Here is a 16,023-nt window from a genome sequence, read left to right as displayed (position 1 = left end):
CTAGTTCACACCTGGCGCCAGGTCATTTAAGGAGTACCTGTTGAACGCCGCACAGTTGCCGAGGACGTCCCTGAGCGGAACCGTGTCCACCGCGCAGCCGGAGTCGCTGCCCGCGCTCTTCGCCGCGCAGGCCGCCCGCACCCCTGACGCGATCGCCGTCGTCGAAGGAGGTGGCCACACGGTCGACTACCGCACGCTGGACGCCGCCGCCGAGCAGGTCGCGCGCTTCCTGCGGGCGGCGGGCGCCGGCCCCGGGACACTGGTCGGCGTATGCCTGGACCGGGGCAGCGATCTCGTCGCCACCCTCCTGGGCGTGGGACGGGCCGGGGCCGCCTATCTGCCTCTGGACCCCTCCCACCCCCAGGACCGGCTGACCGCGCTGCTCACCGGCGGCGGTGCCGCCCTCGTCGTCGCCGAGCCGCGGCTCGCCGCTCGCATCGCCCCGCCGGGGGTACGCGCCCTCACCCCCGCCGACATCGACGCCACCGGCCTGTCCGACGCGCCGTTCGCGGCGCCCGACCCCGCAGCCGTCGCCTGCACGATCTTCACCTCCGGCTCGACCGGACAGCCCAAGGGCGTCCAGGTCACCCATGCCGGTCTCGCGGGCCGGATCGCCTGGTCCGTGCGCAAGCACGGACTGGACGCCGATGACCGCTGGCTGTTCAAGACATCCCCCGGCTTCGACGCGGCGGGCCTGGAGGTCCACGCGCCGCTGGTCAGCGGCGGCCGGGTGGTCTGCGCCCCCGAAGGCGCCGAGCGCGATCCGCGCGCCCTGCTGGGCGCTGTGGCCGACGCCGGAGTCACCGTCCTCCAGGCCGTGCCGTCCGTCCTGCGGCTGCTCGCCGAGGAGTCCGGCTGGGCCGGCTGCGACCGGCTGCGGCTGCTGTTCAGCGCCGGCGAGCCGCTCCACGCCGAGCTGGTCTCGCGGCTGCGGCAGGTGGCCCCCGGCCCGGTCGAGGTGTGGAACACCTACGGGCCCACCGAGTGCTCCATCGACATCACCGCCCACCCCGCCGACCCCGCCCAGGAGTCCGGCCCCGTCCCGATCGGCCGCCCCCTCAAGGGCATGCGTGTCCTGGTCATGGGCGCCGACGGCACTCCCGCCCCCAAGGGCGTCGCCGGTGAGCTGTACGCGGGCGGCACGGGCCTGGCCCAGGGGTACGCGGGCCGCCCCGACCTGACCGCCGAGCGCTTCGTGCCCGACGCGTACGGGCCGCCCGGCAGCCGGCTCTACCGCACCGGTGACCTCGTGCGCTGGAACACCGACGGCGTCCTGGAGTACCTGGGACGCCTCGACGACCAGCTGAAGGTCAACGGCGTACGTATCGAGCCCGGTGAGGTCGAGGCCGCGCTCACCGCCCACCCCGAGGTGACCGGCGCCGTCGTCGTCGCCTTCACCGCCGCGGACGGGGGCCGACGGATCGGAGCGGCCGTCACCGCGCGGACCCGGACCGGCTCCGCCGACCTCCGCCGTCACCTGCGCACCCGGCTGCCCGACAGCCACGTACCGTCGCTCTTCCTGCCGCTGGACGCGCTGCCCCTCACCGCGAACGGCAAGGCCGACCGCAAGGCCGTCACCGCCCTCCTGGACGAGACGACGGCCCTCGGACAGGACGCGTACGTCGCCCCGCGCACCCCTGCCGAGCAGCAGGTCGCCGATGTCTGGGCGGCCCTGCTCGGGTGCGAGAGGGTCGGCGCGACCGACGACTTCTTCGCGCTGGGCGGCACCTCCCTCCAGCTGACCCGGCTGGCCGCCCGGCTGCGCGCGGCGGGCGTCACGATCTCCATGCGCGGCCTGTTCAGCTCCACCACCGTGGAGGCGCAGGCCCGCCTGATCGACGCGCCGGCCGCCGACACCGACGCCATGACCGCCGTCCCGCGCACCGGTGAACTCCCCCTCTCCTCCGGCCAGCGCCGGCTGTGGGTCCTGGACCGGATGAACCCGGGCAGCCGTGAGTGGGTCGCCCCGCTGATCGTGCGCCTGCCGGGCGGGACCCCGGTCGCCGCCGTCCAGGCGGCCCTGGACGAGCTGTCCGCCCGCCACGAGATCCTGCGCACCCGCTACGAGGAGAGGGACGGCGAGCCCCGGCAGGTGATCGGCGCCCCCGTCCCGGTGGAGCTGCGGGTGGCCGACACCGGCCGCGAGGAGCTGGCCGGCCGCTTCGAGGAGCAGTTCGCGCGCGGCTTCGACCTGGCGGCCGGGCCGCTGTGGCGGGCGCTGCTGGCCCGTGTCCCCGGTGAGGACCACGTCCTGCTCGTCACCCTGCACCACATCGCCTGCGACGGCTGGTCCACCGTCGTCCTGGAGCGCGAGCTGCGCGAGCTGTGCGCGGCCTCCGTCGAGCGCCGCGCGCCCCGGCTGGCCGCGCCCGGCCTCCAGTACGCCGACTACGCCGCCTGGCAGAGCAAGCGGCTCACCGACGCGTTCCTGGCCGGGGAGCTGGCGCACTGGCGCGCCGCACTCGACGGCGTCGAGCCCGTGGAGCTGCCGGCGGACAGGCCCCGGCCCGCCGAGCGGGACTCGCGCGGCGCGGTCGTGCCGATCCGCGTGGAGCCGGAGCTGTTCGCCCGGGTGGAGGAGCTGGGCCGCGCCCACGCCGCGACCCCGTTCATGACCCTGCTGACGGTCTTCGCCACCGTGGTGGCCCGCTACAGCGGCCGGTGGGACATCCCGGTCGGCACACCGGTGGCGGGACGCGGCCGGCCGGAGGTGGCCGGCACCGTGGGGTTCTTCCTCAACTCCCTCGTGGTGCGCTGCGCACTGGAGGGCGACCCGACCTTCGAGGAGGCGCTGGGCCGGGTGCGGGCCGCGTCCATGGCGGCCTTCTCCCACCAGGACCTGCCCTTCGACCGGCTCGTGGAGGAGCTGGCGCCGGAGCGTGACCTGTCGCGCACCCCGCTCTACCAGGTCGCCTTCGACATGCACAGCGAAGGCGTCACCAGCGTCGCCACCGGCACCGCCGACCTCGCGGCCTTCGCCGAGGCGTGGACGGTCGCCAAGACGGACCTGTCGGTCTTCGTGGGGCGCTCCGCCGACGGCGCCCTGGAGGGGGTCCTGGAGTACGCGACCGCCCTCTTCGACGAGGCCACGGTCCTCCGCTTCAAGGACCACTTCGTCCGGGTCATGGAGGAGGTCACGGCCCGGCCCGGGGTGCGGCTGTCGGAGGTGGCGCTGCTGCGCCCCGAGGAGCGCACCCTCGTGCTGGACGTGTGGAACGCGACCGGGGCCCATCTCGGTGACACGAGCGTCGTCCGGCGCTTTGAGGAGCAGGCCCGGGCCACGCCCGAGGCGCCCGCGGTGTCCTTCGGCGACGCGTCGGTGACGTACAAGCAACTCGACCTGCGGGCCGACCAGCTCGCGCACCACCTGCGGGCGCTGGGGGTGCGCCCGCACACCCCGGTCGGCGTCCTGCTGGACCGGGGGCCCAATCTCCTCGCGGCGTTCCTCGGGGTGTGGAAGGCCGGCGCGTCCTACGTGCCGATCGACCCGTCCTATCCCGCCGAGCGGATCACCTCGATGCTGGAGACGGCCGGCGCCGCCTTCGCGGTGACACAGGAGACGTACGCGGAACGCTTCAGCGGCTTCACGACCGTGCTCGTCGACCGGGACCGGGCCGCGATCGACGCCCGTCCCAGGACGGCGCCGGAGCGGGCCGAGGACCCGCAGGCGCTCGCCTACACCATCTTCACCTCGGGCTCGACCGGCCGCCCCAAGGGCGTCGAGGTCACCCACCAAGGGCTGGCCAACCATGTCGCCTGGGCAGCACGGGACCTGGCGTCCCAGGGGCAGGGCGGCGCACCGCTGTTCTCCTCGGTCGCCTTCGACCTCGTCGTCCCCAACCTCTGGGCCCCCCTCGTCACCGGCCAGAAGGTCCACACCGTCGCCCAGGACACCGACATGGCCGACCTCGGAAAGGAACTCGCCGGGTCGCGGCCCTACAGCTTCATCAAACTGACCCCCGGCCATCTCGACCTGCTGGCCGAGCAGCTGACCGCCGAACAGGCCGCCGCACTCGCCCCGGTGCTCGTCGTCGCCGGCGAGGCCTTCACCCGCACCACCCTGGAACGCTGGCGAGCCCTCGCCCCCAACACCCGGATCATCAACGAGTACGGACCCACCGAAGCGTCCGTGGGCACCTGCGTCTACCCGGTCCCGGCCGACGAGGCGGCCGAGGTGCTGCCCATCGGCACCCCTCTGCCCAACATGACGATGTACGTCCTCGACGCGGCACTCGAGCCCACCCCGGTCGGTGTCCCGGGCGAGCTGTACGTCGGTGGCACCGGGGTCGCCCGCGGCTACGCCGGCCGACCCGACCTGACCGCCGACCGCTTCGTACCCGACCCCTACGGGACACCCGGCGACCGCCTCTACCGCACCGGCGACCTCGCCCGCACCCGCCCCGACGGCACCGTCGAATTCCTCGGCCGCCTCGACGACCAGGTCAAGATCCGCGGCTACCGCATCGAACCCGGCGAAATCCAGAGCACCCTCACCGACCACCCCGCCGTCCGCGACGCGGTCGTCGTGGCCCGCCCCACCGCCACCGGCGAGACCCACCTCGTCGCGTACTACGTGGCGCACCAGGAACTCGACCCGGCCGACCTCGGGAAGCACGCCGCCACCCGGCTGCCCGACTACATGCTCCCCGCCGCCTACATCCCCCTCGACACCATCCCCCTCAACGCCAACGGCAAGACCGACAAACGCGCCCTCCCCGACCCCGACGACACCGCGGACGCCGCGGCGGGCATCGCGCCCCGCACCGTCACCGAGGAGCGGATCGCCGACATCTGGAGCGAACTCCTCGGCACCCGGGTGGGCGTGGAGGACAGCTTCTTCCAGAGCGGCGGGAACTCGATCCTCGCCATCCGCCTCATCTCGCGGATCCAGGAGGAGTTCGACATCGACTTCAAGGTGCGCACCGTCTTCGAGGGCCCGACCGTGGCCCGGCTCGCCGCCGCCGTGGAGGCCGCGGTCACCGCCGAGATCGACGCGGAGCTGGCCGCGTACTCCCCAGCCGCACACCCGCACGCAACCCCGACGAACGGCCAGGCACTGGCGAAGGAGTCCACGGTATGAGCACGGACGCGATCATCCCCGCCGGCCTCGGCACCGACGAGCCTGGAGCGGGCCCGGAGGTCCAGGCCGCCGAGCGGGCCCGCCAGGAGCTGATCCGGCGGCGCCTGGCCGGCCGGGGCCCCGGCCGCAGACCGGCGATACCGCGGGCCGACCGGACGGCCCCCCTGCGGCTCTCCTACGGCCAGGAGCAGATGTGGTTCCTCAGCCGCCTCGACCCGGACAGCACCCAGTACCTCGTCCCGTTCGTCGTCACCCTGACCGGGCCCCTGGACGCCGGCCTGCTCGGCACCGCCTGGCAGCGCCTCACCGACCGCCACGAGATCCTGCGCACCCGCTACACCCTGGCCGGGGGCAGCCCGGTCCAGGTCGTCTCCGACGCCGAGCGGGTCACCCTGCCCGTCGTCGACCTGACCGGCACCGCCCCCGGTGCGCGGACGGCCGCCGTCCAGGAGGTCATCGACCGCGAGCTGTTCCTCCCCTTCGACCTGGAGCGCGACCTGCCCGTCCGGGGCCGGCTGCTGCGCCTCGCCGACGACGAACACGTCCTGGCCCTGGTCTTCCACCACATCGCCTGCGACGCCTGGTCCACCGAGGTCGTGGCCCGCGAACTGAGCGCCCTCTACACGGCCCTCGCCGAGGGTACGGAGGCGGCCCTTCCACCGGTCCCCGTGCAGTACGCCGACTTCGCCGCCTGGCAGCGCGCCGAGATGTCCGGTGCGACGCTGGAGCGCCACCTCGACTACTGGAAGAGCCAGCTCGTCGGGCTCACCCCCGTCGAGCTGCCCACCGACCGCCCCCGCAAGGCCGTCCGTGACGCGTCCGGCGCCACCGTGGCCTTCTCCCTGCCCGGCGAACTCGCCACCCGGCTGCGGGCGTTCGCCGAGGACCAGGACGCCACGCTCTTCATGGTGGTCCTGGCCGCCTACCACGGCCTGCTCGCCCGGTACACGGGCACCGCCGACATCGCCGTCGGCACCGTCGTCTCCGGGCGCGGCCGCCCCGAGCTCCAGGGCATGGTCGGCTACGGCATCAACAGCCTGGTCCTGCGCGGCCACTGGGAGGACGAGCCGACCTTCCGCGAACTGGTGGCCCGCACCAAGGACACCGTGCTGGGCGCCTTCGACCACCAGGGCGTGCCCTTCGCCCAGCTCATCGACGCCGTCCAGCCCGAACGCGACCTCGCCCGCAACCCGCTGTTCGACGTGGCGCTGACCATGCACGGCGAGCGCACCGGCGCCTTCGCCCTGCCCGGCATCGCCGCCGAACCCTTCCAGGGCGAGGGCGACGCCGCCAAGTACGACCTCGACCTCCAGTTCCGCGAGGGCGCCGACGGGTCCCTGCACGGGCACCTGGAGTACGCCGTCGAACTCTTCGACCGCACCACCGCCGAGCGGCTCACCGGCCACCTGGTGCGGCTGCTGGAGGCGGCCGTCACCACCCCGGACCGCGAGGTCGGCGCCCTCGGCCTGCTCGGCGCGGACGAGCACGCCCTGCTCACCGCGGGCGCCGCCGTCACCGGCGAGGTCACCGGCACCGTGCACGGCGCCTTCGAGGCGCAGGTCCGGCGGACCCCGGACGCCGTCGCCGTCACCTTCGAGGCCGAGGAGCTGACGTACGCGCAGCTCAACGAACGGGCCAACCGCATCGCCCACCGGCTGCGGGCGGCCGGCGTCGGCCCGGAGACCCTCGTGGGCGTCTGCCTGGAGCGCTCGGCCGACCTGGTCCCCGCGCTGCTCGGCGTCCTCAAGGCGGGCGGCGCCTATCTGCCGCTCGACCCGGCGGCGCCGGCCGACCGGCTCGGCTTCATGATCGCCGATGCCGCCGTCCCGGTCGTCGTCACGCAGAGCGCGCACGCGGGGCTCCTGGCCCCGCTGCACTCCGGCACGACCCTGGTCCTGGACGCGGACGGGACGCGGGAGACGGCCCCGGCCCACGACCCGGAGCCCGTCGCGGGCGCCGACCACCTCGTCTACGTCATCTACACCTCGGGCTCCACCGGCCGCCCCAAGGGCGTCTGCCTCACGCACGCCAACGTGCTGCGCCTGTTCGACGTCACCGGCCGGCGCACCGGCTTCCACGCCGACGACGTGTGGACGCTGTTCCACTCCTACGCCTTCGACTTCTCCGTCTGGGAGATGTTCGGCGCGCTGCTGCACGGCGGGCGCCTGGTCGTCGTGCCGAAGGAGGTGACCCGCGACCCGTCCGCCTTCCTCGACCTGCTCGTCGACCAGCGGGTCAGCGTCCTCAACCAGACGCCGTCCGCGTTCCGCGCCCTGGTCGCCGCCGCCCGCGAGGGCGACCCGCGCGTGGACCGGCTGGCGCTGCGCACCGTGGTCTTCGGCGGGGAGAAGCTGGAGGTCGCCGACCTGCGGCCGTGGGCCGACCGGCTCGGCCTCGCCCGGCCGACGCTCGTCAACATGTACGGGATCACCGAGACCACCGTGCACGTCACCCACCACGAGCTGACGGCGACCGACCTGGGCGCGGGCGTCAGCCCCGTCGGCGTCGCCCTCGACGACCTGGCCGTCCACCTCCTCGACGGACGCGGCAACCCGGTCCCCGTCGGCGTCTTCGGCGAGATCCACGTCGCCGGGCGCGGTGTGGCGCGCGGCTACCTGGGCCGGCCCGAACTGACCGCCGAGCGCTTCGTGCCCGACCCCTTCGGGGAGCCCGGCAGCCGGCTGTACCGCAGCGGCGACGTGGCCCGCCGGCTCGCCGACGGCAGCCTGGAGTTCCTCGGCCGCAACGACGAACAGGTCAAGATCCGCGGCTTCCGCATCGAGCTGGGCGAGATCAACGCCGTGCTCGGTGCGCGGGAGAGCGTCCGTGACGCCGTGGTCCTGGCCCGTGAGGTCACCCCCGGCGACCGCCAGCTCGTGGCCTACGTGGTGCCCGCACCCGGCACGGAGTTCGACGCCGCCGCCCTGCGCACCGCGCTCGGCCGCGACCTGCCCGAGTACATGGTCCCGGCCTACTTCGTCGCCCTCGACCGGCTGCCGCTGACCGTGAACGGCAAGCTCGACGACAAGGCGCTGCCCGCGCCGCAGCCCGGCGCCGTGCGCGCCGCCGGCCAGACGTACACCGCGCCGCGCACCGGCCTGGAGCGCCGGGTGGCCGCGATCTGGGGCGAGGTTCTCCAAGTACCGTCCGTCGGCGTCCACGACAGCTTCTTCGATCTGGGCGGGCATTCGCTGCGCGCCATCAACCTCGCCGGGCACCTGCGCGAGGCCGGTCTCGACGTGTCCGTGCGCGATCTCTTCGAGCACCGCACGGTGGCCCGGCTGGCGGAGCGGCTCGTCGAACGCGCGCCGGTGGTCCGTACGGCCGGCGTCCAGCCGTTCGAGCTGGTCACGGCAGCCGACCGGGAGCGGATGCCGGCGGGGCTGGCCGACGCGTACCCGATGTCGCAGGTACAGATCGGCATGGTCGTCGAGATGCTCAGCGACGCCCGCCACCCGTACCACAACTCCACCTCGTTTCGGGTCCGGGACGACCGGCCCTTCTCGATCGAGGCGCTGCGTGCGTCGGTCCGGGCCGCTGTGGCGCGCCACGAGGTTCTGCGTACCTCCTTCGACCTCAACTCCTACGACGTGCCTATGCAGTTGGTGCACCGTGACGTCGAGCCGCCGGTCGCGGGCAACGACCTCGGTGGCTTGGACGCCGCCGGCGTCGAGAGCGCGCTGCGGGAGTTCACCGCCCGCGAGCGGGCCGCGCTCATCCCGCTGGACGCGGCCCCGCAGCTGCGGCTGACCGGGCACGCCTGCGACGACGGCAGCTGGTGGCTGACGATCACCGAGTGCCACGCCATCCTCGACGGCTGGAGCCACCACTCCCTCCTGATGGAGCTCGTCGAGGGGTACGACCGGGCGCGCGGTGGCGCCGCGATCACGCGTCCCGAGGCACCCGGCGTCCGGTTCGCGGACTTCGTCGCGGCCGAGCTGTCCTCGCTCGAGGAGGGCGCGGACCGCGCGTACTGGACGGACATCGTCGAGCGCTACGAGCCGTTCGCCTTCCCCGAGGCCTGGGCGGGCGACGGGGAGGCGGGTGACCCGCACCGCGTCAAGGTTCCCGTGCACGACCTGGAGGACCGGCTGCGGGCACTGGCCTCGGCGGCCGGGGCGTCCTTCAAGAGCGTGCTGCACGCCGCGTACCTCAGGACGATGAGCGCGGTCACCGGCCAGGAGCGGTTCTTCACCGGCCTGGTCTGCAACGCGCGCCCCGAGGCGCTGGGCGCCGACGGCGTCTACGGCATGCACCTCAACACCCTGCCGTTCGCCTTCGACGGCGTCTCGGGCACCTGGACCGACCTGGTGGCGCGGGTCTTCGGCCGCGAGGTGGAGCTGTGGCCGCACCGCGGCTATCCGATGCCCGACATCCAGCGTGCCGCGCTTGACGCCGGCCGGCTGGTCTCGGTCCGCTTCAGCTACCACGACTTCGACCAGGTCGACCGCGAACAGGTCGACTACCTGGCGAGCATCGACGACAGCCCCACCGAGTTCCCGCTCGGCGTCTCCGCCCGCTTGGGCCACCTCTTCCTCACCGGCGGACGCAAGCACCTGACCGAGCAAGCCCTGGGACACCTCGCGGGCATCCTGCGGCAGGTGCTGGAGGCCATGGCCGCCGACCCGCTCGGTGACGCCGCCGCCGCCTGCCTGCCGACGGCCGACCGGGACCGCCTGCTGGCCGAAGGCAACGGTGAGCGGGCCGATTTCGGCACCGCCACCGTACCGTCCCGGTTCGAGGAGCAGGCCCGTCGCACCCCGGGTGCGCAGGCCGTCTCGCTGGCCGGCACGTCTCTGACGTACGCGGAGCTGGACGCGCGCGCCAACCGGATCGCGCACCACCTGCGGGCGCTGGGGGTGCGTCCGCGCACCCCGGTCGGCGTCCTGCTGGACCGGGGGCCCAATCTCCTCGCGGCGTTCCTCGGGGTGTGGAAGGCCGGCGCGTCCTACGTGCCGATCGACCCGTCCTATCCCGCCGAGCGGATCGCCTCGATGCTGGAGACGGCCGGCGCCGCCTTCGCGGTGACACAGGAGACGTACGCGGAACGCTTCAGCGGCTTCACGACGGTACGGGTGGACGATGCAGCGATCGACGCGCAGCCGGCCACCGCCCCCGAGCGGGCCGAGGACCCGCAGGCGCTCGCCTACACCATCTTCACCTCGGGCTCGACCGGCCGCCCCAAGGGCGTCGAGGTCACCCACCAAGGGCTGGCCAACCATGTCGCCTGGGCAGCACGGGACCTGGCGTCCCAGGGGCAGGGCGGCGCACCGCTGTTCTCCTCGGTCGCCTTCGACCTCGTCGTCCCCAACCTCTGGGCCCCCCTCGTCACCGGCCAGAAGGTCCACACCGTCGCCCAGGACACCGACATGGCCGACCTCTGCCGTGAGGTCGCGGCGGCGGGACCGTACAGCTTCATCAAACTGACCCCCGGCCATCTCGACCTGCTGGCCGAGCAGCTGACCGCCGAACAAGCCGCCGCACTCGCCCCGGTGCTCGTCGTCGCCGGCGAGGCCTTCACCCGCACCACCCTGGAACGCTGGCGAGCCCTCGCCCCCAACACCCGGATCATCAACGAGTACGGACCCACCGAGGCATCCGTGGGCACCTGCGTCTACCCGGTCCCGGCCGACGAGGCGGCCGAGGTGCTGCCCATCGGGCGCGCCCTGCCGAACATGACGATGTACGTCCTCGACGCGGCACTCGAGCCCACCCCGGTCGGCGTCCCGGGCGAGCTGTACGTCGGTGGCACCGGGGTCGCCCGCGGCTACGCCGGCCGACCCGACCTGACCGCCGACCGCTTCGTACCCGACCCCTACGGGACACCCGGCGACCGCCTCTACCGCACCGGCGACCTCGCCCGCACCCGCCCCGACGGCACCGTCGAATTCCTCGGCCGCCTCGACGACCAGGTCAAGATCCGCGGCTACCGCATCGAACCCGGCGAAATCCAGAGCATCCTCACCGACCACCCCGCCGTCCGCGACGCGGTCGTCGTGGCCCGCCCCACCGCCACCGGCGAGACCCACCTCGTCGCGTACTACGTGAGCACCGAAGAGAACTCCGTCGATGCGGCCGACCTCGGGAAGCACGCCGCCACCCGGCTGCCCGACTACATGCTCCCCGCCGCCTACATCCCCCTCGACACCATCCCCCTCAACGCCAACGGCAAGACCGACAAGCGCGCCCTCCCCGACCCCGACGACACCGCGGACGGCACCGGCACCCCCTACGTCGCCCCGCGCACCGGAACCGAGGCGCGCGTCGCGGACATCTGGGCGCAGGTCCTCCAGCTGGAGCGGGTCGGCGTCGAGGACGGGTTCTTCGACCTCGGCGGCCACTCCATCCGCGCCGTCTCCCTGGTCGGCGCCCTGCGCGCCGCCGGGTTCGACGTCGGGGTGCGCGAGGTCTTCGAACACCGCACGGTCGCCGAGCTGAGCGAGTTCCTGACCGGGCGCCCCGCGCCGGCCGAGACGGCACCGCCCGTCGAGCCGTTCGCACTCCTCGGTCCGGACGACCGGGCGAGGCTCCCCGAGGGAACCGTCGACGCCTACCCGATGTCGCAGGTTCAGCTCGGCATGATCGTGGAGATGCTCGCCGACGAGGAGAAGCGCGCCTACCTCAACGTGGCGTCCTTCCGCATCACCGACGGCGTCCCCTTCGAGGTCGCCGCGTTCCGCCAGGCCCTCAACATCGTCACCCGGCGCCACGAGATGCTGCGCACCTCCTTCGACCTCGACGGCTACAGCACGCCCCTCCAGATCGTCGCCCCCACCGCCCACGTGCCGCTGGTGGTCGAGGACCTGAGGCTCGCGGGCGACCGGGAGGAGCGGACGCGCGCCATCCTCACCGAGGAGCGCACGGTCCTCTTCGACCTGGCGAAGGCACCGCTGCTGCGGATGACCGCACAGCTGGAGGACGACCACGCCTGGCGGCTCGTCGTCACCGTCTGCCACGCCATCACCGAGGGCTGGAGCCACCGGGCCATGCTCATGGAGCTCCTGGAGACCTACCGCGTCCTGCGGGACGGCGGCGAGCCGGCACCGTACACCGCCCCGCCGGTGCGCTACGCGGACTTCATCGCCGCCGAACTGGCCTCCTTGGACTCCGAGGACGACCGCGCCTACTGGAAGGACGTGGTGAGCGGCCACGCCCCGTTCGCGCTGCCCGCTCCGTGGGCCGGGGACCCCCTGGCCCCGCGCGAGAAGTACCGGGTGGCGGTCGAGCTCTTCGACCTTCAGCCGAGGCTGCGCGCGCTCGCCACGCAAGCCCAGGTGTCGCTGAAGAGCGTCCTGCTCGCCGCTCACCTGAAGGTCCTCTCCCTGCTCACCGAGGAACCCGCCTTCCACAGCGGTCTGGTGTGCAGCGCGCGCCCCGAGTCGCCGGGCGCCGAGCGGGTGTACGGCATGTACCTCAACACGCTGCCGTTCGCCTTCGCCGGAGCCCGGGGCACCTGGACCGATCTCGTACGGGAGGTGTTCGCCGCCGAAGGGCGCGTCTGGGACCGCCGACGCTTCCCGATGCCGGTCATCCAGCGCGACGCCGGGACCGGCCGGCTCCTCGACGTCCGCTTCAGCTACCAGGACTTCGACCACGTCGACACCGAACTGGTCGACCCCGAGGCCAGCAGCGGCGAAGGCGGCACCGAGTTCGCCCTCGCGGTCTCCGCTGTCTCCGGGCACCTGCTGCTGACCACCCACACCCACGCCCTGGCCCGGGAGCACGCCGACCGGCTGACCGGCCTGTACCGGCAGGTCCTCGAGGCGATGGCCACCGACCCGGACGGCAGCGCGGAGTACGCCCCGCTGCCGGCGGGCGAGGCGGAGTGGCTGGGGGCGCTCAACGAGACCGCCGAGGACTACCCGGCGCTCTCCGTCCTGGAGCGCTTCGAGCGGCAGGCCCGGGCCACCCCCGGGGCGGTCGCCGTCACCTTCCGGGGCGAGGAGGTCACCTACCGGGAGCTGGACGAGGCGGCCAACGCGATCGGCCACCGCCTGCTCGCCGAGAACGCCGGCCAGGAGTCCGCCGTCGCCGTGCTCCTCGACCGCTCCCCCCGGCTCATCGCGACGCTGCTCGGGGTGTGGAAGGCGGGCGCGGCGTACGTGCCGGTCGATCCGTCCTACCCGGCCGAGCGCATCGCCTCGATGCTGGAGACGGCCGGCGCGGCGCACGCGGTCACCCAACCCGAGTACGCGGCGCGCTTCGGCGGCCTCACCCCGCTCCTGGTCGGCGAGGCCCTCGCCACGCGGGAGCAGGCGCCCGCCCGGACCGACGACCCCGGCCGGCTCGCGTACGTCATCTTCACCTCTGGCTCGACGGGCCGGCCCAAGGGCGTCCAGATCCCGCACCGGGGCCTGGCCAACCACGTGGCCTGGGCGGCGGTGGAGCTGGCCGCGCGCGGCACCGGCGGCGCACCGCTGTTCTCGTCCGTCGCCTTCGACCTGGTCGTGCCCAACCTGTGGGGTCCGCTGGTCACCGGGCAGGCCGTGCACGTCGTACCGCAGGACACCGCGCCGGGCGACCTCGCGGAAGCGCTCATGGACCGGGCCCCGTACAGCTTCGTGAAGCTGACCCCGGGCCACCTCGACATTCTCTCCGAGCAGCTCGCGACCGACGAGGTGGACCGGCTCGCCCAGGTCTTCGTCGTCGCGGGCGAGGCGCTGCCCGCCACCACCGGCAACCAGGCCCTCGAACTCCTGGGTGCGGGACGCATGATCAATGAGTACGGGCCCACCGAGGCGTCCGTCGGCTCGACCGTCCACCCGGTGACCGAGCCGGTCACCCTCGATGTGGTGCCGATCGGCACGCCCCTGCCGAACATGACCACCCACGTCCTGGACGGGGCCATGCGCCGGGTGCCCGTGGGCGTGGTCGGCGAGCTGTACGTCGGCGGCACCGGGGTGGCACGCGGCTACGCGGGCCGTCCCGACCTGACCGCGGAGCGCTTCGTGCCCGACCCGTACGGGCCCGCCGGCGGGCGGCTGTACCGCACGGGCGACCGGGTGCGGATGCTCGCCGGCGGCGCGGTCGAGTTCCTCGGCCGCCTGGACGACCAGGTCAAGATCCGCGGCTACCGCGTCGAGCTCGGCGAGGTGCAGGCCGTCGTGGCCGCCCACCCCGCCGTGCGGGACGCCGTGGTCACGGTCCACGAACCCACCCCCGGCGACAAGCGCCTCGTCGCCTACTGCGTGCCGCACGAAGGACAGCGGCTCCCTGACGCCTCGGCCCTCGCCGAGGAATGCGGCCTGCGGCTCCCCGAGTACATGGTCCCCTCGGCGTTCGTCGCCCTTCAGACCATGCCGCTCAACGCCAACGGCAAGGTCGACCGGCGGGCGCTGCCCGCCCCCGACCGCTCCGCCCTGCGCGGCGACGACCACCCCTACGTCGCCCCGCGCACCCCCACCGAACAGCTCCTCGCCACGATCTGGCAGGACGTGCTCGGCGTCGGAACCGTCGGCATCCACGACCGGTTCCTCGACCTCGGCGGCCACTCCATCCTGATGATCCAGGTACTGGCCGCCGCCCGGCGAGCGGGCCTCACCGTCTCCGTCTGGCGCATGTACCAGCACGGGACCCTCGCCGACCTGGCCGCGGCCATCGACGAGGACGCACACGAGGCGGAGGCGGAGGCGGCCCCCGTGGCCCCCGCTCCCCCCGCCCGCGTGGAGGTCTCCGCCGACCTGCTGGCCTCGCTGCTCGACCGGGCCAGCGGCGGAGACAGCGCCAAGCTGGCCGAGGGGCCGCTCGCGGAGGTGGCCGCCCTGATCGGGCGGCCGGCCGCGCCGGCGTTCCCCCTCGACGAGCTGACGGCTCTCATGGCCGAGCACCAGGTGCCCGGTGTGAGCGTCGCCGTTCTCGGCGCCGACGGCTCGACCGAGCTGCACGGCGTCGGCCACCTGCGGGCAGGGGGCGGCGCACCGGTGACCCCGCGGACGCTGTTCCAGGTCGGCTCGATCAGTAAGCACGTCACGGCGTTCGCCACCCTGCGACTCGTGGCCCAGGGGCTCATCGGCCTCGACGACCCGATCGACCGACACCTCACCTCGTGGCAACTCGCCGACCTGCCCGAGGCGCCCGGACCGGTCACGGTCCGCCAGCTCCTCGGGCACACGGCGGGCTTCGCACGCCACCGCAGCGTCGGGTTCCGGCCCGGCGATCGGGTGCCCACGCTGCGGGAACTGCTCGACGGAACCGGGCCGGTGTCCACGCCCCGGGTCAGCCGGCAGCTCATACCCGGTGAGGTATTCCGCAAGAGCAGCACGCACTACTGGGTGCTGCAGCAGCTCCTGGAGGACGCCACCGGCGAATCCTTCCAGGAGCTGATGGACCGGCTCGTGCTGAGGCCCATGGACCTCACGGGCAGCAGCTTCGACCAGTCCTTCCCGCGCACCGCCGGACGCCCGGTGGCGCTCGGCCACCACGTGAAGGGCAAGCACCTGGACGGCGGCTGGCGCGAACGCGCCCACCTCGCCGCCGCCGGGCTGTGGACGACCGCCGAGGACCTCGGCAAGGTCGCCCGCCACTTCCGGGCCGCGCTCCTCGGCCTGGACGGCGCCCTGATCCCCCGGGACATCGCCGCCGAGCTGCTCCACACCCATCCGGGCAGCTTCTACGGACTCGGCACGATCGTCGACGACACCGGTGACGACGCCGAGTTCGGGCACGGCGGCGAACCGGCCGGGTATTGGAACCTCTCGCTCACCCATCTCAAGAGCGGTGTGGGGCTGGTCGCCCTCACCAACTCCGACAGCGGAAAGGACATCGTCAAGTTCCTCACGGCGTCCCTCAGCAAGCGTGAGCACGCCTTCGGCCAAGGCGAGTTGATGGCCGACTGGGCGGCGGCCGGCACCGGCGCCCACGCCCCGGCCGACCACCCTCTGCTCACCCCCGTGGTGACGGAGGAAGACCGGGCCTGATCCGAGGCCGGGCCGCCCCGACCGGGC

General features: G+C 73.7%; 2 protein-coding genes. Both read left to right on the top strand.

Translation table 11 applies throughout. The annotated features are described in order from the left end of the window. The first annotated feature begins 40 nt into the window (after positions 1 to 40). Positions 41 to 5,080 carry a non-ribosomal peptide synthetase gene (locus M6G08_RS09870; RefSeq protein WP_272586796.1) on the top strand — a complete coding sequence of 1,680 codons (5,040 nt, stop codon included), beginning with the start codon at positions 41 to 43 and terminating at the stop codon, positions 5,078 to 5,080. Next, the gene (locus tag M6G08_RS09865) at positions 5,077 to 15,996 is read left to right on the top strand and encodes a non-ribosomal peptide synthetase (protein ID WP_272586795.1); all 10,920 of its coding nucleotides are present in this window, start codon (positions 5,077 to 5,079) and stop codon (positions 15,994 to 15,996) included. Before M6G08_RS09870 ends, M6G08_RS09865 begins: the two co-directional genes overlap by 4 nt. The last annotated feature ends 27 nt before the right edge of the window (positions 15,997 to 16,023 follow it).

Source organism: Streptomyces sp. M92 (genome assembly GCF_028473745.1).
GTDB lineage: Bacteria > Actinomycetota > Actinomycetes > Streptomycetales > Streptomycetaceae > Streptomyces.
The sequence above is the reverse complement of the archived record's forward strand: the minus strand, read 5'-3'. Positions and strand labels throughout refer to the sequence as shown.

Coding starts and splice junctions, on each gene's coding strand:
- M6G08_RS09865 (WP_272586795.1), top strand. CDS start 5,077: ATGAGCACGGACGCGATCATCCCCGCCGGCCTCGGCACCGACGAGCCT.